The sequence below is a fragment of the Streptomyces sp. NPDC001617 genome, assembly GCF_053596855.1.
Genome location: NZ_JBSFHA010000041.1, coordinates 23,071 through 48,804, shown reverse-complemented (window position 1 = coordinate 48,804; position 25,734 = coordinate 23,071). Strand labels below are relative to the sequence as shown.

Here is a 25,734-nt window from a genome sequence, read left to right as displayed (position 1 = left end):
CTGCGCCGTGCGGGAGTTCATCGTCGAGGCGGACGGCGGGTCGCGGGGCAACCCGGGTCCGGCCGGCTACGGATCGGTCGTGCTGGACGCGACGACGGGGGAGACGCTGGTGGAGGCCGCCGAGTACATCGGCGTCGCCACGAACAACGTCGCCGAGTACCGGGGGCTGCTGGCGGGCCTGCGAGCCGCCCATCAGCTCGACCCCGCCGCCACGGTCCACGTCCGTATGGACTCCAAGCTGGTCGTCGAGCAGATGTCGGGCCGCTGGAAGATCAAGCACCCGGACTTGAAGCCGCTGGCGATGGAGGCGGCGCGGGTGTTCGCGGCCGACCGGGTGACGTACGAGTGGATCCCGCGCGAGCAGAACAAGCACGCGGACCGGCTGGCCAACGAGGCGATGGACGCGGGTGGTCGGGGCGAGCAGTGGTCGGCGTCGGCCTCCACGGCCGAGCTGGACGCCGCTGCTTCGTCCGCCGCGAGCGCCACGCAGGGCGGAGTCGCGAAGGCCGACGCCGACGTCCGGGCCGCCACCGCCGTCGCGTCCCCCGGCTGGGCCCCCGCCGACATGGGCGCCCCCGCGACCTTCGTGCTGCTGCGGCACGGTGAGACGCCGCTGACGCCTCAGAAACGGTTCTCCGGAAGCGGTGGCACCGACCCGTCCCTGTCCGACATCGGCCGGGACCAGGCCGAGCGCGCCGGAGCCGCCCTCGCCCGCCGAGGCACCATCCAGGCCATCGTCGCCTCGCCCCTCACCCGGACCCGCGAGACCGCCGGCATCGTCGCCCGGCACCTGGGTCTGGAGGTGAGCGTCGACGACGGGATCCGGGAGACGGACTTCGGTGCCTGGGAGGGCCTGACCTTCGGCGAGGTCCGCGAGCGCTACCCCGACGACATGACCGCCTGGCTCGCCGACCCCGAGGCCCGGCCCTCCGGCGGCGGCGAGAGCTTCGCGGCGACGGCGACCCGTATCGCCGCGGCCCGCGACAAGCTGGTGGCGGCGTACGCGGGCCGCACGGTCCTGCTGGTCTCCCACGTCACACCGATCAAGACCTTCGTACGCCTGGCTCTGGGCGCGCCGCCCGAGTCGCTGTTCCGCATGGAACTCTCGGCGGCCTCGCTGTCCGCGGTGGCCTACTACGCGGACGGCAACGCGAGCGTACGGCTCTTCAACGACACGTCACACCTGAGGCCTTAGCCCGGCGGCCGCGCGGGCCAGCGACTCCACCCGGTCCCAGTCCCGCGCGGCGATCGCGTCCGCGGGCAGCATCCACGTCCCGCCCACGCAGCCGACGTTGGGGAGAGCCAGATAGTCGGCCGCGTTGCCGGGACCTATCCCTCCGGTCGGACAGAACCGCGCCTGCGGCAACGGCCCGGCGAGCGACTTCAGATACGCCGTACCGCCCGCCGCCTGTGCCGGGAAGAACTTCATCTCCCGCACCCCGCGCTCGAGCAGCGCCACGACCTCCGACGTGGTCGACACCCCCGGCAGGAACGGCACCCCGGACGCCCGCATGGCCTCAAGCAGTACGTCCGTCCACCCCGGGCTGACCAGGAAGCGCGCCCCGGCCGCCACCGTCTCCTTCACCTGGCCCGGTGTGATGACGGTCCCGCCACCGACCACGGCCTCGGGCACCTCGGCGGCGATCGCCCGGATCGAGTCGAGCCCGGCAGGCGTCCGCAGGGTCACCTCGATCGCGCACAGCCCACCGGCGACGAGCGCGCGGGCGAGCGGTACGGCATCGGCGGCGTCCTCGATGACGACGACCGGGATGACGGGTGCGAGATCCAGCAGCGAGGGGGAGGACATAACGCCATCCTGCCCAAGTGATGCAGCATACGCAAAAGGCGTTGCGCAGAGTGCAATGTAATGGTCGATGCTGCGGATGATCTTCGTGTGCGGGTGGCGGTCGCACCGGTCGCCGACCTGTGGGCGCGGCTGAGCCGGGGCAGCGGGCTGTCGCTCGCCGGGCACTCGGGCGGGAGATGCAGCGGCTGGCCGGCCTGGCCGACGAGAAGGCTGCGCCGCAGCTGCTGGCGGACCGGCTGACCGACCGGGTGGCGGAGGCCGGCGGTCAGGCGCTGGTGCGGGATCCGCTGGGCTGGCTGCTCGGTCACGGCCTGGTCCAACGGCCGGCCTGCCCGGATCCGCGCTGTGATGACGGGACCCGCCTCGATACCCGGGGCGAGTGCGCGTCCTGTGCCTCGCTGCTCGCCGACCGGCGCGCGGTGCGAGCCCGGGTTCGTGCCGAGGCCGCGGCGGACCTACCGGGCGCGGGTGTTGCCGAGCCGCGAGCCGTGTCCGAGCTGCGGCTGCGGGAGCACGCCGTGCTCGAGGCGGAGCGGGTCCAGCTCCGGCAGGCCCGCGCGGCCGCGGAGGTGGAGGGGCGGCGTGCGGCCGTGGCCCGGCGCCATGCGGCGGAGGCGGAGGCTGAGGCGGCGCGGTGGGCGGCGCCGTGCGCGGAGTGCGGACTGCCGGGCGCGGCAGGCCTGTGTCCGCAGTGCACCTTCCAACGCCGTACGGACAACGTGGTGCGCGAGGCGGTCGACCTGGCCGTCTCGGTACAGGCGGACCTGACGGACCCGGACCAGGTCGCGGACCTGACGGCACGCTGCGAGGCCGACACCCGGGCCCTGATCTCCGAGGTGTGCCGTCGCCGCGGCGGCGACGAGGCCTGGATGGCCTACGCCGCGCAGGAGGTCGCCGAACAGGTCCGGGACGAGCGTCGGGTTGCCGCCCTGCGGCGGCTGACCGGGAGCGAGGAAGCTGTGGCGGAGGCCGACGCCGCGTACGAGGCGGCGCTGCGCCAGCGTCCCCGCGACCGCCAGGCCGCCGCGGATGACGCCGGCCGCCGTACCGCGGGATGCCTGCTGCGTAACCGGATGGGACAGCTGCAGTTGGTTCGGGCACGGGCGGCGGCCGGGCAGGCCCGCCGCAGGTCGGCTTAGCGGGCTGCCGGCATGTCAGTTCCGGCCGGTAGCCTGGGAGTTACTCCCAGTGGCGAGCCCGGCGCGCGTCGTCCGGTCAGACACTGGAGCACATCGGTTGAGTGAGTGTTTTTGAGCCCCGGTCGCTCTCGACTTCCTCGTGGTTTGATGGCGATGTGAGTCCGAATGTGGCCTGGTCCGACTGCCATCAGATCTCTGGTCACTCCACGCAGCGCTCGTTCGTGATCAACCGGCCACTCTCGGCAGTTCCTGGCACCGTATGGGCGCCGAGCAGTCGGTCAGAGCCAGTTCCTCTGGTATTGCTGGGGCACGGTGGCAGCGGACACCGGCACAGCGACCGAATCTTGTCGATGGCCGACTTGATCACATCTTCTGGCTGCGCGGCCGCAGCGATCGATGGCCCGTTCCACGGTGAGCGGATGGCATCACCTCTCACGCCGACGGAGTACCAGGGCAGGATGGCCGCAGAGGGCCTCGGTCAGGTGCTGGACCGCATGGCTGACGACTGGGTCGCCACCTGCGACGCTTTGGCCGGGGCGGGTATTGCCGACCGAACCCGTCAGGCCTACTTCGGGTTATCCATGGGGACCCGCTTCGGCCTTGCTGCGGCGCGCGCCCTCGGACCGGAGCTGAAGTGCGCCGTGTTCGGGAAGTTCGGTACGCAGTCGATCATCAATCCCGGGCTTCACGCTCCGGACCGCGTCTTGAACGATGCCTCTGCCATCACCGCACCAGTCCTCTTCCATCTGCAGTGGGACGACGAAGTCTTTCCACGCTCGGGGCAACTCCAGCTGTTTGACGCCTTCGCGAGCCCGGACAAGGAACTTCATGGCTTCGCGGGCGGACACCGCCGCACCCCGGAACACGCTCCTGCTATCTGGCACACATTCATCAACCGCCACATCGTCTGAGCAGGGGTTATCTGGGATTGGGCAGGCATCGGTGTGGTTGATGACGCTCGTGGACAGGACTGGTTCAGGCCGTCGACTTCGGCTTCTTCGCCCAGCCGGCAGCGGGCTTCTTGCGAGTCACTCGCCTGGTCATGAGTGACCAGTTCAGGTGGGCCTCGGAATGCTGAGCGGACGTGTCGGTTCCTTCCCCGCGCGGGCCGGACGCCGAGTTGGTGCCAGCATGGGGCGCGCCAGCTGACGGTGCCGTGGCCGCGGTGCACTCTGGCGATACACCGCCACCGCACCATGGACTACGACGGCGTGAACGTCTACCGGCCGCAGGCCGGCCCTGATCCAGCCGCTGTCCGCGAGGGCGGGGAAGCTTCATCCTCCTCGTCCACCAGCTCTACTGCTCCAAGTGATCCAACCGCAGTTGCTATGCATGCAACTGGCGGTCCACGCGCATCCGGTTGGGCTCCCTTGATAACAGGTCACACGTCCTCGTCCTGTGGGTCTTCCCTCTGCTCACGTAGCCGGGACAGCAAATCGAGAGACTTCTCAAGATCGACCTGGTAGACCGCTGGATGTTCACGGGCCAACTCGCGCCGGATGCCCACGGCTTCGGTGATCGCCACCAGTGCCTCCTCCGGCCGCCCCAGACCCCCCAGCCGGATGGCGAGGTTGTTCAGGCTCAAGGCGAGGCCGGGCAGCTGATCGGGGTCATCCTTGGCGCGTTCACGTCGCCTATCGGTGATGAGCTGGGTCAGGTGGGCGGCCCAGGGTGCGAGGTTGTGGCTTGTGCGGGGCAGACGGTCTGCCCACTGCTCCAGGCTGGCGAGCGCGACGTCCGGCGTGTTGGTGATCTGGTGCAGGGCGTCGAGGAGGGGCTGAGGTCGTTCGGTCTGGGTGACGACGTCGATGGCCGGAAGAGTCAGGGCGTCGGCATGTCGTGTGCACAACTCGGTCAGGTAGGCGTCGAGTTGATGCTCATAAGCGAGGTGGGCGGCGGCACGGGTGTACACGGTGAGGAGTTGGCCGGCCTGTCTGCCGGTGATGCCGGGGATGAGGTGGTGGGCGAGGTCGGGGTGGGAGTGGAGGTGGAGGCCGATGAAGCGTTCGGCGAGCTTGTCGGGTTGGAGGGTGCCCCAGGTGCTGCCGGGGGTGGTGGGGTAGAGGCTGGTGATCCATTCACGGATGGCGGTGAGCCGGTCGATGGGCAGTCCGGCCAGCGCGGGGATGCGGGTGAGGAGTTCGTGGGCCTGCGCGGGGGTGTCGGCGCCGGCGAGGTGGGCGGCGGTGAGTGTTTCAGTGAGGGTGGTGATGGTTCGGGTGGGGTGGAGTCCGAGGGCGGTGGCGGTCGTGGTCCAGTAGCGGCGTTCGTGGACGAGGAGGCGGTCTTCGACCGTGCCGTGTCCGTCCGGGGTGGTCGGGGCGCTGTCTGGGGTGTGCCGGCGGGCGGCGTCGAGGAGGTCGGCGAGGGCGGTCATGTGGAGGGTGAGCGCGGTTTCCAGGCCGGGCCGGTCCAGACGGGCGGGTGTGGGGTGGGGGGCGCGTGGTGCGGTGAGGTGGTGGGCCAGGGCGGGCCAGTCGTGGTGCTGCCAGCCGCGTACGCAAGGTAGCTGTGCGGCGTAGCCGTGGACGGCTTCGTGGTAGGCGTCGGTGCGGGAAGAACCGGCTTCCGGTTCGAGGACGGGCAGTTCGATGGTGGGGGTGCCGTCCAGGAGTTCTTCGGTGAGGTGGCTGTGGGCGTGGAGTTGCTGCCACCAGTCGCCGGCAGCCCGGGCCACCAGGAGGAGTTTGAAGGGGGGCGGCCGGTGTGGCGGGCGGCGGTGTGCAGCAGGGCGGTGAGTTGGGGGGTGCGGGTTTCGGCGTAGTCGACGACGACGAGCAGGTGAACGGTGGCCGCGGCCAGGACGGTGAGCGTGTCGGCGGACATGTCGGGGCGCAGCCACAGGGCGGTCCAGCGCTGCTGGGTGAGGGTGGTGGCGAGGTGCTGGGCCAGGCGGGTTTTGCCCTGTCCGCCGGGGCCGTGCAGCAGCAGTGCGGAGAAGCCCGGTTCGCCCGCCCAGGTGCTGAGGCGGTCGAGGAGGCGGGTGCGGCCGCGGAAGGGGACGGTCTGGCGGCGGGCGCGCAGCAGGGCCGCGGGGGAGCCGGCCAGCGTGCCGGCCGGATCGGCGGGTTCGCTCAGGTGCTGCCATTCGGCGGGTTCGAGGACTGGTGCAGCGTGGTGGGACAGGTGGTCGGCGAGGGCCGTGCGGAAGGCGGGGGCGTTGAAGAGGACGTAGGTGGGGACGGCTTCGAGGGCGGCGTGGGCGTGGCCGGCCGGGTCGGTGGCGATGACGCCGGTCAGCAGGTCGCCGCAGAACAGGGCGGCCCCGGACAGTCCGCCCCAGGGCGAGGAGCCGTCAGCGGGGGGTTGCGGGGGGTGTTGGTCGAGGTGGAGGACGTAGCGGCTGCCGATGTGGCGGTCGCCGGGGTTGAGGGTGCCGGTCGGGTGCCAGGTGTCGGCCGGCCGGCCCTCGCGCTGCACCAGGTCGGGCCCGCCCCAGGTTTCGCACGGTGTGCCGGGCTGGTCGGTGGCCAGCCGGCCCCACCGTGGGGGAGCGTCGGGCAGCGGGGCGAAGGCCGGGTCGGCGATGTCGAGGAGGGCGGCGTCGTCGCGGCCCGCGGGGGTGCCGCGCCAGATCACGGTGGCCGACCACACGTCCGTCCGGCCGGGCCGGAACACCGGCACCGTGTGGCCGGGGTCGGGGACGACATGAGCGGACGTCAGGACCAGCCGCCGGCCGATCACATAGCCTGATCCCCGCCCGAACGGTCCCTGTTCGGCGACCACCCGCTCACGTTCCACCCAGCACCCCCGAATACCGTCCGCGCCGCGCCTGGCTCCTCAGGTCTACGGCTCGATGTGCCCGGACACGTCACCGGGACCGGCCGCTTGATCGGCGCGGCCGTGAATCAGCAGATCGCCGCCGCCGGCCTGTTGCGGGGTGAGGGAGATCTTCACGCGGTGGGTGCGGGAGCGTCCGAGGCCGGCTTCCGCCTCCCCGGTGACCACCCACGCCTTGAAGCCGGCCTTGGCCTTCGCGTCCGCACGCAGTTCCACCGCGAATTCCAGCTCGACCGGCCCGACCTTGAACGCAAGGCTCTGTCCCGCGCCCTGGGCCGCGGCCTCCAGCAGCTCGTCGCGCACCGCGGCCACATCCTTCACGAGTTCGATCTCCACCGCGGTTCCCCCTCATTCCCGTGCCCCGGCTCTGCTCCTGACGGCAGGTCAGGGCGTTTTGTGCAGGTCACTCACGGTAGAAGAAGACACAGGACAGCCGCAGCCAGTTCCACGTCCCCGCAGCATGCTGAGCGGCGTCTCGAGAGGGTCGCAAACGGGGTGACTGCCGCAGGGTCTGCCCGTACTACGGCTGCTGTCGCGAAAGACGATCAGGGTGAGTCTGGTTGAGGGGCGCGGGGCGGTGCACGGCACGGAGTACCGGATGTGGGCGGGCCTGGCCCGGCCGGACGACGTACTGGAGGAGGCGCTGGCCGCGGTCGTCGACAGCTGCGAGCGATTAATTGGGGCGCGCTCTGAGTGACGCCTGTGGTCTGATGTCATGGACGCGACGGGGGGACGCGTGAGTTGACCGATGTGCCCCTGTCGGCATGACCAAAACAGGGGGTACAACTTGAGATTGAGAAATCTGCTGTCCGTCGGGGCTGTCGCGGTGGGGCTGCTGGGTGGCTCCTTGACCAGCGCGCAGGCTTCCGACGGCGCCCCGTCTTCCGCGCCGGTCCCGGCTGTCATCACGCCGAAGACGACCGCCGCGCAGGCGAAAGCGGCCTGTGAGGCCCGGCTGCAGGCCGCACGGAATTCCGGAAGCGGGCAGCCGGTCGCCTGCGTCACCTGGGGGACGAAGTCCTCCGCCGCCGGCCGCCAGGCAGCCATCACCGCGTGGCCCGTGCCGAGCTGGTGCACCGACCACGGCGCCAATGCCACCTGGTACGTCACCCGGTTCAAGGCCTGCGGTGTCTTTCCTGCGGACCTGACCGTGACGGATCCCCGCTCGGGTGAGGTGGTCGGGCGCATGCACTACCTGGTCGTCGCCTACGCCTACAGCGCCTACGACATCAACCGGTGGGCCTACCAGGTCGAGGTCGAACAGGTCAGCGCCTCGGGCGCGGCCGTGGGCAGCAGTGCGGACGGCTCGGGCACCTGCGCGGGCAAGTGCAAGGTGAACGACAGCAAGTTCCCCTCCCAGCCGCTGAGTTCGAGCAAGAACGCCGTCGGCCAGTTCTTCTTCGACAGCACCATCCGTGCCACTCCCAAGGGCGACAAGGGCGAGGGCCAGGGGGCGGCCAGCTGGAGCTTCACCAACCCTTCCTGGGACGGGCCGTCCACCGCGTCGACGCTGCCCACACCGCCCGTGCGATGCGACAACGCGCTGCCGGGAACGTCCCGGATCGGCTGCGTCATGCCCTACATTCCCGAGATGGTGTACGCCAAGAGCGGGCCGTACCCCGAGCTCGCCAAGCACATCGCGTACGCGCAGAACACAAAACACCTGCCGGGCAAGCACGGCACGAAGAAGTACCTGACCCGGCTCACCGACAAGACGAAGATCAAGAAGAACCGGAACAAGGCATGCCCCTCCAGCCGTCACCGGCCCACGGGCAAGGAGTGCGACGAGTACCCGTTCGCCTCCACCTGGCAGGGCGCCTCCACCGGAGGCGGCCACTTCAGCTGGCGCATGATCAACGCGACGCAGAACCAGAACGGCGGGAAGGCCCTCGCCAACTTCTACCTGTACAACCGGATCATCGAGAAGGATAAATTCCTCGTCTGGATCAAGAACTAGCCATCCGCCGACCATCCGGGACACGCCATGAGGGATCAAGCCGAGCAGGGGCGCCAACTCGTGCCGGTGCACTACCACCAGTTCCGCATCAGCGACGAAGACGGCCCCGTCGGCCCCGACCTCCCCCGCGAGCACAACGGGCTGGTCGAGGTGGAGGACGGCATCGCCACGGTCCTCACCGGCATCCACACCGGTGACGTCGACGTCACCGTCACCTTCCACCACGACGCACCGCCGCCCCCGGACCCCCAGTGGCAGGAGATCGTGGAGGTGTCGCTGCACTCCGCCTCCGGAGAGCTGATGGTGCGGGGCCTGATGGCAGACCTGGACGAAGAGTTGCCGGTGCTGTCCTTCGACGGCGCCGGCGACTACCGGCTGCGCATCCACGCCCGCGGCCGGGACACCGCCGTCGACCTGGCCCCCGACGAAGTCACCGAGTGGTACCTGATCCAGGTGTGGCCAGCACCGCACCGGGAGGTGACGGCACTGCGGCAGAGCGACAGTTACGGAGCCTCCGTCCGAGCAGGCTGACCTCCAGCAGTGGGTCCCAGCCGTTCCGGGGGCGGGCAGCAGGCGGGGCCAGGTACGTCATGTACCTGGCCCCGCCGTGTCATGGGGTGCGACTCAGTCCTGGTGGATGGTGATGGGCGGGTCGGTGCGATTTCCGTTCTTGTCGATGCCGAAGCGGCCGCTCGCGCCGGAGACCGGGCGTTGGACACGTCCGTGTCCCGGATGGGACGGGGCACGTCGTCGTCCAAGTGGTCGGCGCTCGAAATCCTTCGGGGGTAGTGCTGGGCGCCATCACGGCCGTGTCAGCGGCTGTGGCCGCCGCTCCGGTAGCCGCCGTCATGGCCCCGGGATGTTTGGCCACAGCCCCAGTGTGTGCCGCGGAAATCGCGGAGATAGCGACCGGCGGAGCGTCCGGGGGAAGCGCGGTCGTGGGGGGCGGGGCCGTTGCGGCTGGTACCAAAGCCCTAGCGACCGGCAGGAGCGTGGCCGACAACCCGGGAACCCTCAGCGCAGCGCAGCGCTTGCTCGCTTCCATCGGTGAGGAAGGCAAGACGGCCGGCGTTCTCGAAATCGACGGTACGTTGATTCCCCTGGTGTCGGGGAAGTCGGCGTTGCCGAACTATGCGGCGAGCGGACACGTCGAAGGGCAAGCGGCCCTGATCATGCGGGACCTGGGCGCATCCAGCGGCAGGCTCATCATCGACAACCCGAACGGGATCTGTGGTTACTGTACGTCGCAAGTCCCCACCCTGCTGCCCAAGGGAGCGACTCTGGACGTCGGGACTCCGGCCGGGACAGTGACCCCCTCGGGGCGGTGGAGTCCCAGCAAAACATTTGTTGGGAACGACCGGGACCCTAAGGCATGGCCTAGGTGATGCCGGGAATTTCGGAGGTGAAGAGATGGATGTCGTGTGGTCGATGACGTCACTGGAATCTGGACGGTTCAGCCCAGGTGAGAGACAGTCGGAACTGAGCGATCTGGTGACCAACTTCAACCAACTGCGTTCACGCGGTCAGGGGTACCTGGAAGTTCGGTTGCCGGACAGAGCGTTCCCCCAGCTGACCCTGAGTTTCCGAGACGACCATGCAGTAGTCCACCTTTTCACTGATGAAGAGAGCACGTCCCTGCTCTTCGGGGATGGGACTCTTCCATCTGAAATGCCAGTCGAGGTCCCAATCTTGAACGATCTGGCAGAATTCACGGGCGATTTCGTAGTGACCGTTGACCACGCGTGGGATGCCGTACGGAGTTTCGCTCAGGAAAGAGCGGTTGAGGAGCTGGGCCAGTGGTGCGAGCTGTAGGGACGAAGGTGCCCTAAAAGGGGTAAATGTCCGAGCCTGGACGGGCATGGCAAGGGTTGGTTCGAAGCTCGAAGCGGTCCCCGGAGTCTCCGGACTCCGGGGACCGCAATCTTCGTGGGGCACGTCGTCCACGGCCGCCTTGGGGCGGAGAGGGCAGGGGCCGGCGTTCGTCATCAACGACCCCATCGTCCAGGTCCTCGAAACAGGCGGCGGAAGGCACAGTTGTCCGGGTCGGCGTCGAGGCCTGCGGCCCTCGGGGGAGCAGCGTCCCTTGGCGCCATCGCCCGCTTCGCCGCCGATACCGACTCCGACCTGCGCGAACGACTCGGACTGGCAGCACACCGAACGCCTCCACGCTGGGACGACTCCTGTCCCGCCTGGACGGCGATGCCCTGGAGGACGCCGTGGGCGCCCGGCTCGCCTGGTACGCCGCCGACCCGGTCGATGTCACATGTCACATGTCACCGGGGCTGGGCGCTCAGTGGACCTCGTCCACCAGCACATCCAACGTCCACGCCCTCCCCGCCCCCTTGGGCGCCTCCACCTCCACCACATACCCGAGCTCCCGCAGCGCCTCCACCAGCTCGGCCGGCCCCTGCGGCGCGATCCCGGCAGTCAGCAGGCTGCGTACGATCCGCCCCTTCGTCGCCTTGTTGAAGTGGCTGACCACCTTCCGGGTCGGCGCGTGCAGCACTCGTACGCTCGCCGTCCGGCCCGCGACCTCGCCCTTCGGCTTCCAGGCGGCCGCGTACGCGGAGGACCGCAGGTCGAGCACGAGCCCGGCGCCGGCGGCCTCCGGCAGCACCTCGGCCATCGGCGCCCGCCAGTGCGCGCCCAGCGCCCCCAGCCCGGGCAGCTTCACACCCATCGAGCAGCGGTACGAGGGGATCCTGTCGGTGACCCCGACCGCACCCCACAGCCCCGAGAAGACGAGCAGCGACCGCGCGGCGCGCTTCTTCGCGGCCGCGTCCAGGGAGGCCAGGTCGAGGGCGTCGTAGAGCACACCGGTGTAGATCTCCCCGGCGGGGCGTGCCCCGGCGGTCCGCAGTTCGGCGTTCTTGGCGACCTCGCCGCGCAGGCCCTCGCTCAGTCCGAGCACCTCGCGTGCCTTGTCCTCGTCCGCGGCGCAGAGTTCGACCAGCTCGTCGAGTACGGCCGCACGGGCGGTGGCCAGCCCGGGCAGGGACAGGGACTCCGGCTTCAGGGGGGCGCCACGGCCGGAGGTTGCCTTGCCTTCGGAGGGAGGCAGCAGGACGAGCACGGGTGATCTCCTTCGGTTGAGCTCCCGGACAGCGTACGGGGCCGGAACTCCGCACCACGCGCATGACAAAATCGGTGCGTGCAGATCGGGATGCTGGGTCCGTTGGAGGTGCGCTCGGACGACGGCCGCCTGCTCGACGTGCCGGGTGCGCGGCTGCGCGGACTGCTGATCGCCCTCGCCCTCAAGCCCGGTCAGGTGGTCCCGAAGGCCTCGCTCGTCGACTGGATCTGGGGCGAGCGGCCGCCCGTCGACGCGACGAACGCCTTGCAGCGCCTGGCCTCCCGGCTGCGGAAGGTGTTGCCGGAGGGGGCAGTCGAAGGGCGGGCGGACGGGTATCGGCTGACGGTGGAGGCCGACGCCGTGGACGCCGTGCGGTTCGAACGTCTCCTCGGCGCGGGGCAGGCCCGTACCGAGGACGTCTCCGGGCGGGTGCGGTTACTGCGCGAGGCTCTCGAACTGTGGCGCGGGGCCGCCCTGCAGGACGTCGGTCTGCGGGACAGCGCCGCGTGCGACGCCGCGGCCGGACGGCTCGAAGGGCTGCGGCTGACCGCCACCGAGGAGCGGGCCGACGCCGAGGTCGCCCTCGGGGGCGGCGCGGAGCTGGTCACCGAGCTGACCGACCTGGTCGCCGAACACCCGCTGCGGGAACGGCTCATCGCCGCGCTGATCCGCGCCCTGGCCGCGGCGGGTCGGGAGAACGAGGCGCTCCTGGTGTACCAGCGCACGCGCGAGGCGCTCGCCGACGCGCTGGGCGTCGATCCCGCGCCGGAGCTGGCCGCCCTCCATGTCGCGCTGCTGCGGGGCGAGTTGGGGCAGCGGGAGGAGAGCCGGAAGACCAACCTCCGTGCCGAGCTGAGCAGTTTCGTCGGCCGGGACGGCGATGTCGCCGCGGTGCGCGGGCTCGTCGCCGGGCATCGGCTGACCACCGTCATCGGGCCGGGCGGCGCCGGGAAGACCCGGCTGGCCACGGAGACCGCGCGCACGCTGCTCGGCGAACTGCCCGATGGGGCCTGGCTGGTGGAGCTCGCGGCCGTCGGCGCGGACGGCGATGTCGCCCAGGCGGCGCTCACCGCGTTCGGGCTGCGGGACACCCTGCTCGGCGGGGCCCCGAACGCCGAGCCGGTGGACCGTCTCGTCGCCGCGATCCGGGACCGGGAGGCGCTGCTGATCCTGGACAACTGCGAGCACGTGATCGAGTCCGCGGCGGTCTTCGCCCACCGGATGCTCGGCGAGTGCCGGCGGCTGCGCATCCTGGCGACGAGCCGGGAACCACTCGGCATCACCGGCGAGGCCCTCTGGCAGATCGAGCCGCTCGCCCTGCCGGAGCCGGACGCGGGCCCGGACGAGATCGAGTCCGCACCCGCCGTACGGCTGCTGCGGGACCGGGCCGGGGCCGTGCGCCGGGACCTGGCGGCCGACCCCCGCACCCTCGCGACGATGGGGCGCGTCTGCCGGGCGCTGGACGGGATGCCGTTGGCGATCGAACTGGCCGCGGCCCGGTTGCGCACCATGTCCGTCGACCAGCTCGCGAGCCGGCTCGACGACCGGTTCCGCCTGCTGACCGGCGGCAGCCGCACCGCACTGCCCCGGCACCGGACGCTGCGCGGGGTCGTCGACTGGAGTTGGGAACTGCTCACCGACGCCGAGCGGACCGTGCTGCGCAGGCTCTCGGTGTTCGCCGGCGGGGCGAGCCTGGAGGCGGCCGAACGGGTCTGCGCGGGCGACGAGGTCCAGCCGGAGCAGGTCCTCGAACTGCTCACCGCGCTGACCGAGAAGTCGCTGCTGGTCGCCGAAGACACCGGCACCCCGCGCTACCGCATGCTCGGCACGATCAAGGAGTACGCCGGGCAGCGGCTCGCGGAAGCGGGGGAGGCCGAGCGGGTGCGCCATGCGCATCTCGCCCACTTCGCCCAGCTCACCGAGGCCGCCGAGCCGCATCTGCGCCGGGCCGAGCAGCTGGAGTGGCTGGCCGTGCTCGCGGCCGAGCACGACAACATCGGTGCGGCGCTGCGCGGCGCGCTCGTGGCCGGTGAGGCGCAGGCGGCGATGCGGCTCGCGGCGGGCGCCGGCACGTACTGGTGGCTCGGCGGACACCGGGCCGAGGGCTTCGAACTGCTCACCGCTGCCTCCAGGCTGCCCGGCGAGGTGACCGACGAGGCCCGGGCCATGGTGTACGCGCTGGTCGTGCTGTTCGTGACCGACGGACGGGGCGGTGAACAGCAGGCCGCGGAGTGGATCCGTGAGGCGTACCGGTTCAGCCGGCGCGTCCGGCGTCGCCCCCCGATGTTCGGGCTCGTCGACGCGATGGAACATCTGCTGCGGGAACCCGGCCCGTCCGCGTTCGAACCGCTCCTCGACAACGAGGACCCCTGGGTGCGCGCGCTGGCCCGGCTGCAGCTGGGCAAGATGCGGATCGTGCTCGGCCACGGCGGGCGGGACGCGGACGCGCACCTGGAGAAGGCGCTCGCCGAGTTCCGGGCGATCGGCGAGCGGTTCGGGATCATGTTCGCGCTGAGCGAGCTGGCGGGCCGGACCGCCGTGCGGGGTGAGTTCGCCGAGGCGTGCGCGTACTACGAGGAGGCGGTCGCGGTCGTCACCGAGATCGGTGCCACCGAGGACGTCATCCGGCTGCGGTCGCAACAGGCCTGGCTGTACCGGCTGTTGGGCGACGAGGACGCCTGTGCCGCCGCCCTGGCCGAGGCGCGGCGGTACGCGGAGCGGGTCACCTGGCCGGACGCCCTGGCCGAACTGGCCTTCGTGCGGGCCGGGCTCGCCCGGTGGGACGGCGACACCGAGGAGGCACGTGGGCAACTCGACGCCGCGACGGCCCTGTTGGGCGACGAGGCGGAGCTCGCCCACATGCGCGCGATCCGGCACGACCTGCTCGGCTACCTCACCGACGACCTCGACGAGGCCCGGGCGCACCGTGCGGCCGCCTGCGACGCGGCGGCCGAGTCGGGATACCCGCTGGCGATCGCGCAGGTGCTCGTCGGAGTCGCCGAACTGGCCCTGCGCCACGACGAGTTCGCACAGGCCGCACGGCTGCTCGCGGCGAGCGCGGCCGTACGGGGCCTGGAGGACCGTTCCCATCCGGACGCGGCCCGCATCGAGCGGACGGCACGGAGCCGCCTCGGTGACGCGCGGTTCGCCGAGGCGGCTTCGGAGGGGACGCGGACCAGCTGGACCCAGCTGGTCGAAGTCACGCTCGCTCCTTGAGCGTTGAGGTCACGCCCGTTTCTTGAAGGTGGTGACCGCCCACACGTACCCGACGACCGCGAAGCCGACGCACCAGGCGAACGCCGCGATCATGTGGCCGGTCGCCGGCTGACCGCCCGACAGCAGCCCGCGCAGCGTCTCGATGATCGGGGTGAAGGGCTGGTACTCGGCGAACTGCCGCACACCGGTCCCCATCGTGTCCGCGGGCACGAACGCGCTGCTCAGGAACGGCAGCATGATCAGCGGGATGACGCCGAAGCTCGCCGACTCCACGCTCTTCGCGGCCAGCCCCAGGGCGACCGTGAGCCAGCTGGCCCCGAAGCCGAGCAGCAGCAGGATGCCGACCGCGCCGAGCCAGTCGAGGAAGCCGGCGTCCGAACGGAACCCCATCGCGAGGCCGACGCCGATGATGACCGCGTCGCCGATCAGACAGCGCACCGTCGTGGAGACGACATGACCCGTCAGCACGGCGCCGCGAGAGACGTCCATGGTCTTGAACCGGTTGATGATGCCCTTCGTCATGTCGTCGTTCACGGACGCGGCGGTCGCCCCCAGCCCGTAGCTGATGGTCATCACGAGGAGGCCCGGCAGCGCGTAGTCGACGTACTTGCCCTGGATCTTGAAGGCGCCACCCAGCACATAGACGAACATGACCATCATCACGACGGGAAACAGAACCGAGTTGAACAGCGTGACCGGATTGCGGACCGAGTGCTTGAAGTTGCGGCGCAGCATGATCGCCGAGTCGCCGAACGACGTGGAGACACCGCTCACTGTGCGATCACCTCCGCGTCGGTGCGCCCGGTCAGCGCGAGGAAGACGTCGTCCAGGTCGGGGGTGTGCATCGTCAGCGCCTCGGCCTGGATGCCGGAGCCTTCGAGTACGTCGAGCACGGCGCGGAGTGCGGGGATGCTGCCGTCGCTCGGGATCTGCAGGGCGAGCGCCTCGTCGTCCCGTGTGACCGTGCTGAGCGCGAGACGCCGCTCGGCGGCGTCCAACTGACGGACGTCGTTGAACTGGAGGCGGATATGGCCGCCCGGGACCTGGCGCTTGAGTTCCTCGGGGGTGCCCTGGGCCACCAGCCGGCCCCGGTCGAGCACCGCGATCCGGTCGGCGAGCTGGTCGGCCTCGTCGAGGTACTGGGTGGTCAGGAAGATGGTGGTGCCCTCGGCCACCAGCTCGCGCACGATCTCCCACATGGTGCGCCGGCTGCGCGGGTCGAGACCGGTCGTCGGCTCGTCCAGGAAGATGATGCGCGGCCTGCCGACCAGCGTCATCGCCAGGTCCAGCTTCCGACGCATACCGCCGGAGTAGGTCGACGTCAGCTTGTCCGCCGACTCCACCAGGTCGAACCGCTCCAGCAGCCCCGCGACCACGCGGCCACCGTCCCGTACCCGCTGCAGATCCGCCATCATCCGCAGGTTCTCCCGCCCCGACAGCAGCTCGTCCACCGCGGCGAACTGCCCGGTCACCCCGATGACCGCACGTACCTCCCTGGTCGCCGTCGCCACGTCGTGCCCGCCGACGTACACCGTCCCGGCGTCGGCCCTCAGTAACGTCGCCAGGACGTTCACGGCCGTCGTCTTCCCCGCCCCGTTGGGCCCGAGGAGGGAGAAGACCGAACCCGAGGCGACATCGAAGTCGATGCCGTCGAGCACGACCTTGTCCCCATATGCCTTGCGCAGCCCGGAAACTGCGATCGCCGAACTCTTCATGCCCCCACAATCCCGACGGGCCCTGACACCGGCCTGTCACCGCCCTGACACGGCGGTCCGCACCCGCGTGATCGCGTCGACGAGGCTGTCGGCGTCGTCGGCGTGGAAGCGGATGACGCCGACCTCCCGGCGGCGGCCCAGGAAGGTGAAGTGGGGTACCGGCTCGGTGAGTTCGAGGGTGACGGTGGTCCGCGCGCCCATGGGGAGGTCGAGTCGGCCGTCGGCTCGCTCGTGGGTGGTGCGCAGTTCACGGCGTACGGTCGCGATCAGGTCGAGGGGTATGCGCAGATCCACATGGACGGCACGCCGGATGCGCAGGGTGTCGGGGGTGAGCACGTGCGGTCGTACGACCGATGCCGCGTGCAGTCCGACGACGAACACGACGGTGTACACGTCCAGTACGAGCAGTGTGCGATGGGCGGCCGGGTAGTCGCGGAGCAGCACGGACATCGTCAGCGTCTCGACCACGCACACGAACGCGAAGCCGAACATCATCGCGCCCTGTCCCCGCGCGTACCCGAACGTCCGCCCGCCGTCCGTCCCGTGGGTGCGCCGGGCCAGCCACAGGGCGAGGCTCGCGAGCAGGCGCAGCTCGTGGCGGACGAGAACGTACGCGGTTCTCATGGCTGTTCCCCGGTGAGCAGCCGGAGTGTGCGGCGGACCGCCTCCGCCTGGGCCGGGGCGAAGTCGGCGTAGAAGGCGCGCAGGAAGCCGTCCTCCTCGTCGATCCGTGTGCCGGGGAGCAGGTCGCGGGGCAGGCACGCGGCGAGGGCGTGGGCGGCCTCCTCGACGCGCGGGTCGGCCGGGTCCGCGTCGGTGAGTTCGTCGAGGAGTCCGTACGCCCGCACCGCCCGAGCGACGGCCTCGGGAGAGGTGAGGGCCTCACGCATCAGGCCCAGCAGCCGCTCCCGGTCCTTCACGGCCGCCATGGTGTCGATCAGGGCGAGCAGCTCGCGGTCCTTGGCGGCCATGGGGGAGTCGGGCGCGACATGCGCCAAGTCGCCGAGCAGTGAGGCCACTTGGGGCGAGACCGGCCCCTCGGGCGTCAGCCCGTGCTCCGCCTCCCGCAGGGCCCGCAGCCGGGCCCGGCGCTCCTTGATCGCCGTCTCCTGCCGGGCCAGGTCCTCGTCGAGTTCGTCCAGCACCTCGGCGAGGTCCCGGCCCGCGTCCTCCGCGAGCACGTCCCGCACCTCCGCGAGCCCCAGCCCCAGCTCGGTCAGGCGGCGGATGCGGGCGAGCACCACCGCGTGGCGCAGGGTGTAGTCGCGGTAGCCGTTGGCCAGCCGCTCGGGCTCGGGCAGCAGGCCCTGATGGTGGTAGTGCCGCACGGTCCGCGTGGTCACGCCGACCGCGGCGGCGAGTTCTCCGATCCGCATGGCTTCAGTAGAAAGGCTGACGTCGCGGCAGGGTCAAGCACCGAGCCACCGCTGCAGGGCGTCCTCCAGCTCGTCCCCGCCGTCCTGTCCCGCGTCCGCCGCCCACGCCACGAACCCGTCCGGCCGTACGAGCATGCCGGCGAGCTCCGGCCGTCCGGCGCACTCGGCGGTGACGACGGCGACCCGGTCGCCGTGGCCCTCGGCCCGCGCCCGGAGCTTGGGGTCGTCGGCGAGGTCGAGCAGGAGTGCGCGGCCGGTGTGCAGATGGTCGGCGAGCCGGGTGCCGTCGGAGAGCTCCAGGTCGGGGGCGCTGCGGCCGACGAGCGGATGGTCGCCGGGAAGGTCGTAGTGCTGCCACACCCCCGAGATCTTCTTCGCGAAGAACGTCGTCCCGGTGACGGTCCGCGTCAGCTCGGTGATCACCTTGCGCAGGGCGCGCGCATGCGTCTCGGGCCGCATCAGGGCGATCTGCGCCCGCGTCCACTCGAGCACCCAGGCACCGATCGGATGCCGTTCCGCCGTGTACGAGTCGAGCAGTCCCTCCGGGGCCCGGCCACGCACCACCGCGGCCAGCTTCCAGCCGAGGTTCATCGCGTCCCCGAGCCCGAGGTTCAGCCCCTGCCCGCCGAACGGCGAGTGCACATGCGCCGCGTCACCGGCGAGCAGCACCCGCCCCTTCCGATAGGTGCTCGCCTGACGGCAGTTGTCGGTGAACCGGGTCGCCGAGTGCACCGCCGTCACGGTGACGTCCACGCCGGTCACCCGGCGGATGCTGCCCTCCAGCTCCCCGGCGGTGATGGGTGTTTCACGGTCGGCGGGCGGCCCGCCGAACTCCACGGTGAGGATCCGCTCCGGCACCGGGCCGTGCGCGTACGTCCCCACGTCCGTTGTGTGCCAGCCGGTTTTCAGCTCCTCGGTGCCGGTCATGCCGACGAGGGCCTGATAGCCGGTGATCTCCGGTTCGGTGCCGGGGAAGTCGAACCCGGCGAGCTTGCGCACGACACTCCGGCCGCCGTCACAGCCGACGAGCCAGCCGGCGCGGAGGGTCTCGGTCACGGAGGGGTCGTCGGTACGGGTCAGCCGTACGACCACCTGTTCCTCCGCGTCCTGGAACCCGGAAAACTCGACCTGGCGGCGCACCTCTACGCCGAGTTCGTCGGCGTGCCGGGCGAGGATGCGCTCCAGCTCGGCCTGGGGGATGAAGCCCACGTGCTCCGCCGGGCCCAGGTCCGCGAACGCCGGGTCGGACTCGTCGAGCAGATCGCCGTGCAGCCAGATCCCGGCGAAGTGCCCGGCGAACCGGGGCGGCGGAGGAGCGTTCTCGTCGTCGCCCCGCGCCTTGCGGAACTCCCGGAAGCGGCTGAACGCCCGTTCCTGCACCTCGGCCAGCGCGGGCAGCAGCCCGCGGCGGTAAAGCGCCTCTGCCGACGGCGAGTTGATCGCCCCCGCCTTGATCGTCTCGTCCACCTCGGCCAGCCGCTCCACGACCAGCACCCGCGCCCCGCCCAGCCGCAGCTCGCAGCCCAGCATCAAGCCCACGGGGCCGGCTCCGGCGACCACGACGTCGTACGCCGTATCGGTGTCCATCGTCGTATCGCTGTCCATCGTCGTATCGGTGCCCATGGCGATGAGTGTAGTCACTAAAAAATTCGGTCCGCTACACTTTTCCCGTGAACCAGGAAGCGACAGCCGGCGAGCTCTCCCTCGAACTCTCCCTCCGGGAGCGCAAGAAGAGAGCCACGCGACAGCGGATCTCCGACATCGCGACGACCCTGTTCAAGGAGCGCGGCTTCGACCAGGTGACCGTCGCGGAGGTCGCCCGCGCCGCCGACGTCTCCGCGATGACGGTCTTCAACTACTTCCCGCGCAAGGAGGACCTGTTCCTCGACCGCATCCCGGAGGCCGTCGAGATGTTCGCGGGAGCGGTACGGCACCGAGCCCCCGGCGAGCCCCCGCTCACCGCCCTGCGCCGCCTGGTGCTCCAACTCCCCGACCAGGGCCACCCGTTGTCGGCCGTGGGTGCAAGCTTCCCGGTCTTCTGGCAGGTCGTCGTCGACTCACCGGCCCTGCGCGCCCGCGCACGAGAGGGCGTGGAGGAGGTGGAGTCCGCCCTGGCGACGGCCCTGCACGAGACGGCCCCGGAACTCCCCGACCCCGACCTGCTCGCGGCGCTGACGATCGCCGCGTACCGCTCGGTGTACATGAGCACGGCGCGGCGGCTGATGGCGGGGGAGCGGGTGGAGACGGTGGCGGAGGAACACCGGACGAGGGTGGGGGCGGCTTTCGACGCGCTGGAGCGGATGTTCTGAGGGCCCCTGGGCGTTGCACGAGGTGGACGGAGGCAGAGGGAGTGCTGCCGGGCAAGGGGGTGCCGTATGACCGGACGGGCGAAAGGGGGTGCCGTATGACCGAACAGGCGACATGGGCCAGGGCCCGCCTGGGCCGCGGTGGTCCTCCCCTCGACCTCCTGGCGGCCCGCTTCGTGAAGCACGTGTACGCGCCCCACGCCCACGACGAGTACTCGGTCGGCATCTGTGTCGCCGGCTCCGAGGTCATCGCCTACCGAGGCGGCCATGTGCGCCCCGGTCCCGGCTCCATCGTCGTACTCGCCCCCGGCGACATGCACACCGGCGGCCCGGCCGACACCACCGACGGCTACGCCTATCGCGCCCTGTACCCCACCCCCGACCTCCTCACCGACGGCACCCTCGGCGGCCTCCCGCACTTTCCGGAACCCCTGATCGACGACCCCGAGCTGGCGCGGGCCTTCCGCCTCACCCACACCGAGCTGCACGCCTGCCCCGACCCCCTGGAGGCCGAGTCCCGCCTCCCCTGGCTGCTCACGGCCCTGGCCCGCCGCCACTCGACGGCGCGCCCGACACCGGACACGATCCCCGGCGCGGACCGCATCGCAGTGGTCGTACGAGACCGTCTGGCGGACGAACTCCTCGATCCCCCCTCCCTCTCCGACCTGGCGACCGACCTGGGCCTGTCCCGCTACCAACTCCTGAGGGCCTTCCGTACGACGATGGGCATACCGCCGTACGCCTGGCTGGCCCAGCACCGGGTGAACCGGGCCCGCGGCCTCCTGGCGTCGGGCCTGCGCCCGGCCGAGGTGGCGGCCCTGGTCGGCTTCGCGGACCAGGCACATCTGACGCGCTGGTTCCGCCGGGTCCTCGGGGTGACCCCGGCGGCGTACCGCAACAGCGTTCAAGACGCCTGACGGGCCGTGGCCCTTGGATGGCCGTATGACTGCACGCGGCTGGTTCCTGTTCTCCCTGATGGGAGTGGTCTGGGGCATCCCCTACCTGATGATCAAGGTGGCGGTGGACGCCCCGCTGTCCCCGTCGGTGGTGGTGTTCACGCGGTGCGCGCTGGGGGCGGCGCTGCTGCTGCCGTTCGCGATACGGCAGGGGGGTCTGCTCCGGACAGTCCGTCTCCATTGGCTGTCGATGCTGGGCTTCGCGTGCATAGAGATCATCGGGCCGTGGTTCACGTTGACGGACGCGGAGCGGCATCTGTCGAGTTCGACGGCCGGGCTGCTGATCGCGGGGGTACCGATCGTGGGGGTGGTGCTGGCGCGGTTCTTCGGGGATACGGAGCGGTTGGGGGCACGGCGGGGGACGGGACTCGGACTGGGCTTGGCGGGTGTCGGAGTCCTGACGGTCCCGCACTTGACGGGAGGGGATGCGCGCTCGCTGGGCGAGGTACTGCTGACGGTGCTCGGCTACGCGACGGCACCACTGATCGCGACACGCTGGCTGAAGGAGGTCCCGACCTTGCAGCTCACGGCGCCGTGCCTGGCGCTGGCGGCGCTGGTGTACGCCCCGGCGGCGGCAGCGACCCGACCCGCCTCGCTCCCTGCCCCGTCGGTGCTGGCGTCCCTGGCCGGCCTGGGCGTGATCTGCACGGCGCTCGCCTTCGTGGCCTTCCTGGAGCTGATCAAGGAGGTGGGGCCGACGCGGGCGACGGTCTTCACGTACGTCAACCCGGCGGTCGCGGTGGCGGTGGGGGCGGTGTTCCTGGGTGAGGAGCTGACGGTGGGGGTGGGGGCGGCGTTCGCGCTGATCCTGGCGGGGTCGGTACTGGCGACGGCGTCTGGTCCGGCTCGTCCGGGACGCCCGGTAACATGGTCGACACGGCAGACGAGCCGGGCGGGCGGCCGCGTGGAGTCCCTCAGGGGGCTTCCCGAGGAACGTCCGGGCTCCACAGGGCAGGGTGGTGGCTAACGGCCACCCGGGGTGACCCGCGGGACAGTGCCACAGAAAACAGACCGCCGGGGGCCTTGGCCCTCGGTAAGGGTGAAACGGTGGTGTAAGAGACCACCAGTGCCCAGGGTGACCTGGGCAGCTAGGTAAACCCCACCCGGAGCAAGGTCAAAAGGAGCCGCCGCTTCGAAAGAGGCGCGGCTCTGCGCGGACGTTCGAGGGCTGCCCGCCCGAGTCCGCGGGTAGACCGCACGAGGCCGGTGGCAACACCGGTCCTAGATGGATGGCCGTCGCCGGGGGGTTCGCGAGAGCCCCTCGGAACAGAACCCGGCGTACAGCCCGACTCGTCTGCCGCTCTTCATTTTCGCAGGTCAGAGGCCATGTTTTTGCGCTGAACAAACTGCCGGGGTCGAATCCGGGCCCGCGTATTGTCGCCCCTGTCCACTGTTCAAGCAGAAGATCCGGGCATTTCGGGCCGTAAGTGTGGGTCCGGCGCCGGTCTGCAGTGGACGTCGGCCGTGCGGTCGGGCAGCACGTCGATCCGCTCATGCGTCTCGGTATCGATGATCACGGTGGCGTGTCGGTGCCGCCGGCGCAGGGCGAAGTCGTCGACGCCGATCACGCGGGGTGTCCGACCTGCGGGCAGGGGGATGCGCAACAGGGTACGCAGAGCCGTGTGACGCGAGACGCCCGCCGCGGGTATCGCCGGCAAACGTGCCCCCGCCCGGCCTGCTAACTCCTTGACCACCGCCTTGACTTGCCTGGTCAGGCGGGTGGTGCGTCGCTGGTATCGGTCCAGGACTCCGGGCACCTGCTCGCGGAAGGTATGTCGGCAGCCGCGGGTGGGGCACACCAGACGCCGCACCCGCACACGGACCACCACCCGCCGCCCGTCGACCGGCACGTCAGCCACAGTCCGCCAGTGATAGCCGTGCACCCGCCCCGACGACACCCCGCACACCGGACACAGCGCCATGTCCTGTGGCGTTCGCGCCCGCACCACGATCCGCTCACCCTCGTCGACCACGTCGTCTATGACCAGCGGGAACAGGCCCGAAAACACCATCTGGACAAGCTCGTTGACATCCTTCACACGCATGTCAACTACGCGTCACGACGCTCCGTCACCACCGAAAGTGAGACAGGGCCGTCTATCGGACACTCCCGCCCTGGATGGCCGTCGAGCCGGGTGATCGTCTCGTACATCGCCGTCCGCAGGTCCTGCTGGACGTCGAGGGCGAGTCTGCCGCCGTAGTGGCGGCGGATGTACGCCATGACGTAGACGAGGAGCGCGGCGCCGATCAGGGCGCCCACCCAGGGGCCCATGGACCGGCTGGGGTCGCCGATCACGTCATCGCTGATCACCTAGGTGGTCAGCGGCACCAGTGGCATTTCGCGCCCACCCCGGCTGCGTTGCTACGTCGATGCCTCCCTGAAGCCCTGGTCTACCGGAAGGCACCAACGCGGACGGAGGCGGATTCATCCCTCCGCAACAATTACGGCAGTGATCAGGCCAATGGTCACGCACGCACTCGCAGGTAAGGGAAACGGGTCGTCTGCGTCGCGTTCGCGTTGTCGTCGCTGACCAAGAGCACCTTCAGGCGGCCTTTCCGGTCGTGCCCAGTGACCGTCATGCCCTCGATGTTGTCGAGGAGGGGGTTGGGCTGGGGCTGCTTGGCGGTGGCGCCGAGGGAGGGACAGGTGGCGATGTCGGTGAGGAGGGTCTTGTGGATCAGGCGTACGCCTTCCTGGCCGGTGAGGTTCTCGATGCCGCTGGTGGCCGTGGCGTGCCGCAGGTCGGCGCGGTAGAGGCGGATCGTGTTGCCGACGCCGGGGGTGAAGCCGCGCTCCAGGACCAGCAGACGGCCGTTGGGGAGGGCCTGGATCTCGGGGACGCCCATGAAGGCGGCGTCCGTGCGGTAGGCGTACTGGGCGCCGAGCCGGAAGTGGTCGTCGCTGGTCCGGGTCCACGTCTGGAAGCGCAGGATGCCGGCCGTGTCGCCGGAGATCGCGTACTCCATGGAGGCCAGCAGGGTGTGACCGCCGGGCACCATGGTCAGACCCTCGAAGGTCTGGTTGGTCGTGGCGCGTCCGGCGAGCGCGAGCCATCGGCATCTGGGGCGGGGTAGGTGCCGGTGGAGGACGACGAGTCGTCCGAGCCGCAAGCGGTCGGCGCGACGGCGAGCGCCGCCGCGCCGACCGTCGCCACGCCGGTGCGGCGGGCCGGTGCCCCCGTGGGCTGAAGCTGTTCGCGGGTCAAGCGGGGTATCTGTACAGGGGTACGGCTGGTCGCCAGGCGCGGACACAGCGTCCGCTCCGGTCTCAGAAACGGCCCTGCCTGTTTTCCGAACCGTCGGAGCCGGGCGCCGTGGCCCCGACGGCGTACAGGTCATGGATCGTGTTGCGGGTGCCCTGGTCGTGGTTGTACTGGAACTGGAAGACGTACGTGCCGGGATCGATCGTGATGCCCGCGTTGAGGATCACGACGTAGTCCGCTCCGCCGTCCGACGCCCTTGCGCTGTGCACCGTGACCTTGTCACCGAGCGAGGTCCACACGCCGGTGTTCGCCACGCCACCGGTCTGGGCTATGTGCACGACGACTTTGAGCGCGGTGAGCTGCTTCGTGGTCGTGACGCTGACCGAGTTCTGGCTCCAGTACGAGTTCGGGGACTGCACGGAGGTCTGGACGGAGAGATATTCGCTCTGCTGGGAGACCTGGGCCTGGGAGGTGTGCGCCGGTGTGGGTGCGTGACCGTCGAGTGTCGTCGCCCCGTCCGAGGCCGCCTTGCCCCCGTGCGGCGCGGCCAGGGGCAGCGCGGCCAGGGGCAGCGCGGCCACGGTCGCCTTCCCGGCCCGTGGCGCAGGGTGTTCCTTGACAGGTGCCGACGGGGCCGCAGTCGGGGTGCCCGCCGTGTCGAGGTCCTTGCCGGGGCCCGGGATCGGCTCGGGTTGCTCCTTCGCGGACGCGGAGGACGGATGTGAGCCCAGTCCCTCGGACGCCCCTACGGCTGCGAGCAGGCCGCCCGCCGCCACGGCGGCGCCGAGCAGCCACTTCGAGACGGCGTGGCCGGCGACGGCACCGACGCCCAGGGCAGCCGGCGCCGCGTGCGCACCGCGCTTCTTCTCGGCGACAGCCGCCTGCCACACTTCAGCTTCGGACTCGTCGGGAGCGGCCTCCGCGGGACGAGCGGCCGCCTCGGGGTGGTCCGTCGCCTCGTCCCCTGCCTCAGGGGCCGCGGCCGGCTCGGTCTGCGAAGACGTGGGCTGCCCGGCGCTCTCGGGCTCACCGGTGTACTGGGGCTCATGGGCGTTCAGCGGGGCAGCCCATGGCAGGGGCTGATCCCATACGGCGCCGGACTGTCCGTCCAGCCCGGCAGCCGCGAGTGTGGCCTCTGCCTGGAGCTGTCCGGCTGAGCCGTACGTCCCGCCGAGTTCCGCGGAGACGTAATCGCTGGTTCTCATC

Annotated in this window: 20 protein-coding genes, 1 other RNA gene and 4 pseudogenes; 11 read left to right on the top strand and 14 right to left on the bottom strand. The window is 70.8% G+C overall.

The window, feature by feature from the left end; translation table 11 throughout:
- Positions 1-7: 7 nt before the first annotated feature.
- Entirely contained in the window at positions 8-1,195 is a 1,188-nt protein-coding gene (locus tag ACWC09_RS28200; protein ID WP_450853588.1) for a bifunctional RNase H/acid phosphatase, read from the top strand.
- Here ACWC09_RS28200 and ACWC09_RS28195 read toward each other — a convergent pair.
- Positions 1,178-1,807, bottom strand: coding sequence for a bifunctional 4-hydroxy-2-oxoglutarate aldolase/2-dehydro-3-deoxy-phosphogluconate aldolase (locus ACWC09_RS28195; RefSeq protein WP_450853586.1), 630 nt, complete (start codon positions 1,805-1,807; stop codon positions 1,178-1,180). The two genes, ACWC09_RS28200 and ACWC09_RS28195, sit on opposite strands and share 18 nt — an antisense overlap.
- A 176-nt stretch (positions 1,808-1,983) precedes the next feature.
- Between ACWC09_RS28195 and ACWC09_RS28190 the strand changes: the two genes are divergently transcribed.
- Positions 1,984-2,946 (top strand): hypothetical protein, encoded by a 963-nt coding sequence (locus ACWC09_RS28190; protein WP_450853585.1) that lies wholly within the window; start codon positions 1,984-1,986, stop codon positions 2,944-2,946.
- 350 nt (positions 2,947-3,296) lie between these two features.
- Positions 3,297-3,857, top strand: a complete 561-nt coding sequence (locus tag ACWC09_RS28185) for a dienelactone hydrolase family protein (protein ID WP_450853583.1) — start codon at positions 3,297-3,299, stop codon at positions 3,855-3,857.
- A gap of 470 nt (positions 3,858-4,327) precedes the next feature.
- Here ACWC09_RS28185 and ACWC09_RS28180 read toward each other — a convergent pair whose 3' ends face one another.
- The 3 genes from ACWC09_RS28180 to ACWC09_RS28170 are packed head-to-tail and all read right to left on the bottom strand — an operon-like array spanning position 4,328 to position 7,062.
- On the bottom strand, positions 4,328-5,323 hold the full coding sequence (locus ACWC09_RS28180; RefSeq protein ID WP_450853581.1) for a hypothetical protein: 996 nt from the start codon (positions 5,321-5,323) through the stop codon (positions 4,328-4,330).
- Positions 5,320-6,687, bottom strand: a complete 1,368-nt coding sequence (locus ACWC09_RS28175) for an AAA family ATPase (protein ID WP_450853579.1) — start codon at positions 6,685-6,687, stop codon at positions 5,320-5,322. The genes ACWC09_RS28180 and ACWC09_RS28175 overlap by 4 nt, the downstream gene beginning before the upstream one ends.
- 45 nt (positions 6,688-6,732) lie before the next feature.
- Positions 6,733-7,062: a trypco2 family protein gene (locus ACWC09_RS28170; protein ID WP_450853578.1), complete on the bottom strand. Its 330-nt coding sequence runs from the start codon at positions 7,060-7,062 to the stop codon at positions 6,733-6,735.
- Positions 7,063-7,519: 457 nt separating this feature from the next.
- Here ACWC09_RS28170 and ACWC09_RS28165 point away from each other — a divergent pair, with 457 nt between their 5' ends.
- The 3 genes from ACWC09_RS28165 to ACWC09_RS28155 all read left to right on the top strand — a co-directional run bounded on the left by ACWC09_RS28165 (position 7,520) and on the right by ACWC09_RS28155 (position 10,068).
- Entirely contained in the window at positions 7,520-8,683 is a 1,164-nt protein-coding gene (locus tag ACWC09_RS28165; RefSeq protein WP_450853577.1) for a NucA/NucB deoxyribonuclease domain-containing protein, read from the top strand.
- Between the two features lie 27 nt (positions 8,684-8,710).
- Complete coding sequence (locus ACWC09_RS28160; RefSeq protein ID WP_450853576.1) at positions 8,711-9,214, top strand: hypothetical protein; 504 nt, start codon at positions 8,711-8,713, stop codon at positions 9,212-9,214.
- Positions 9,215-9,675: 461 nt separating this feature from the next.
- A complete protein-coding gene (locus tag ACWC09_RS28155) occupies positions 9,676-10,068 on the top strand; it encodes a DddA-like double-stranded DNA deaminase toxin (protein WP_450853574.1) in 393 nt (130 codons plus the stop codon).
- 905 nt (positions 10,069-10,973) lie between these two features.
- Here the strand turns inward: ACWC09_RS28155 and yaaA are convergent.
- On the bottom strand, positions 10,974-11,756 hold the full coding sequence (gene yaaA / locus ACWC09_RS28150) for a peroxide stress protein YaaA (RefSeq protein ID WP_450853573.1): 783 nt from the start codon (positions 11,754-11,756) through the stop codon (positions 10,974-10,976).
- Positions 11,757-11,834: 78 nt separating this feature from the next.
- Between yaaA and ACWC09_RS28145 the strand changes: the two genes are divergently transcribed.
- Positions 11,835-14,972, top strand: a complete 3,138-nt coding sequence (locus ACWC09_RS28145; RefSeq protein ID WP_450853571.1) for a BTAD domain-containing putative transcriptional regulator — start codon at positions 11,835-11,837, stop codon at positions 14,970-14,972.
- Between the two features lie 9 nt (positions 14,973-14,981).
- On the opposite strand, the gene ACWC09_RS28140 is transcribed toward ACWC09_RS28145, so the two are convergent.
- From ACWC09_RS28140 to ACWC09_RS28120, 5 genes are read right to left on the bottom strand one after another with little or no spacing between them, the layout of a single operon-like run.
- Positions 14,982-15,746 (bottom strand): ABC transporter permease, encoded by a 765-nt coding sequence (locus tag ACWC09_RS28140; RefSeq protein ID WP_450853570.1) that lies wholly within the window; start codon positions 15,744-15,746, stop codon positions 14,982-14,984.
- Positions 15,743-16,687, bottom strand: a complete 945-nt coding sequence (locus ACWC09_RS28135; RefSeq protein WP_450853569.1) for an ATP-binding cassette domain-containing protein — start codon at positions 16,685-16,687, stop codon at positions 15,743-15,745. Before ACWC09_RS28135 ends, ACWC09_RS28140 begins: the two co-directional genes overlap by 4 nt.
- Before the next feature lie 36 nt (positions 16,688-16,723).
- The gene (locus ACWC09_RS28130) at positions 16,724-17,311 is read right to left on the bottom strand and encodes a hypothetical protein (protein ID WP_450853567.1); all 588 of its coding nucleotides are present in this window, start codon (positions 17,309-17,311) and stop codon (positions 16,724-16,726) included.
- Positions 17,308-18,063, bottom strand: a complete 756-nt coding sequence (locus ACWC09_RS28125) for a MerR family transcriptional regulator (RefSeq protein WP_450853566.1) — start codon at positions 18,061-18,063, stop codon at positions 17,308-17,310. The genes ACWC09_RS28130 and ACWC09_RS28125 overlap by 4 nt, the downstream gene beginning before the upstream one ends.
- Positions 18,064-18,096: 33 nt before the next feature.
- Positions 18,097-19,686, bottom strand: coding sequence for an FAD-dependent monooxygenase (locus ACWC09_RS28120; RefSeq protein WP_450853564.1), 1,590 nt, complete (start codon positions 19,684-19,686; stop codon positions 18,097-18,099).
- Between the two features lie 47 nt (positions 19,687-19,733).
- On the opposite strand from ACWC09_RS28120, the gene ACWC09_RS28115 reads away from it, so the two are divergent.
- The 4 genes and pseudogenes from ACWC09_RS28115 (at position 19,734) to rnpB (ending at position 22,622) form a co-directional block, all read left to right on the top strand.
- Entirely contained in the window at positions 19,734-20,372 is a 639-nt protein-coding gene (locus ACWC09_RS28115) for a TetR/AcrR family transcriptional regulator (protein WP_450853562.1), read from the top strand.
- A 95-nt stretch (positions 20,373-20,467) separates the two neighbouring features.
- Positions 20,468-21,286 (top strand): AraC family transcriptional regulator, encoded by an 819-nt coding sequence (locus ACWC09_RS28110; RefSeq protein ID WP_450853560.1) that lies wholly within the window; start codon positions 20,468-20,470, stop codon positions 21,284-21,286.
- A gap of 25 nt (positions 21,287-21,311) precedes the next feature.
- Positions 21,312-22,094 (top strand): annotated as a pseudogene (locus ACWC09_RS28105) (DMT family transporter); the annotation flags it as partial.
- A 115-nt stretch (positions 22,095-22,209) separates the two neighbouring features.
- An RNA gene (gene rnpB / locus ACWC09_RS28100) (RNase P RNA component class A) lies at positions 22,210-22,622 on the top strand.
- Positions 22,623-22,782: 160 nt separating this feature from the next.
- Here the strand turns inward: rnpB and ACWC09_RS28095 are convergent.
- From ACWC09_RS28095 to ACWC09_RS28080, 4 genes and pseudogenes are all read right to left on the bottom strand, one after another.
- A pseudogene (locus ACWC09_RS28095) lies at positions 22,783-23,370 on the bottom strand (transposase family protein); the annotation flags it as partial.
- Between the two features lie 77 nt (positions 23,371-23,447).
- Positions 23,448-23,663, bottom strand: a pseudogene (locus ACWC09_RS28090) (hypothetical protein); the annotation flags it as partial.
- Between the two features lie 128 nt (positions 23,664-23,791).
- A pseudogene (locus tag ACWC09_RS28085) lies at positions 23,792-24,373 on the bottom strand (esterase-like activity of phytase family protein); the annotation flags it as partial.
- 220 nt (positions 24,374-24,593) lie between these two features.
- Entirely contained in the window at positions 24,594-25,733 is a 1,140-nt protein-coding gene (locus ACWC09_RS28080) for a hypothetical protein (protein ID WP_450853559.1), read from the bottom strand.
- Position 25,734 lies beyond the last annotated feature (1 nt).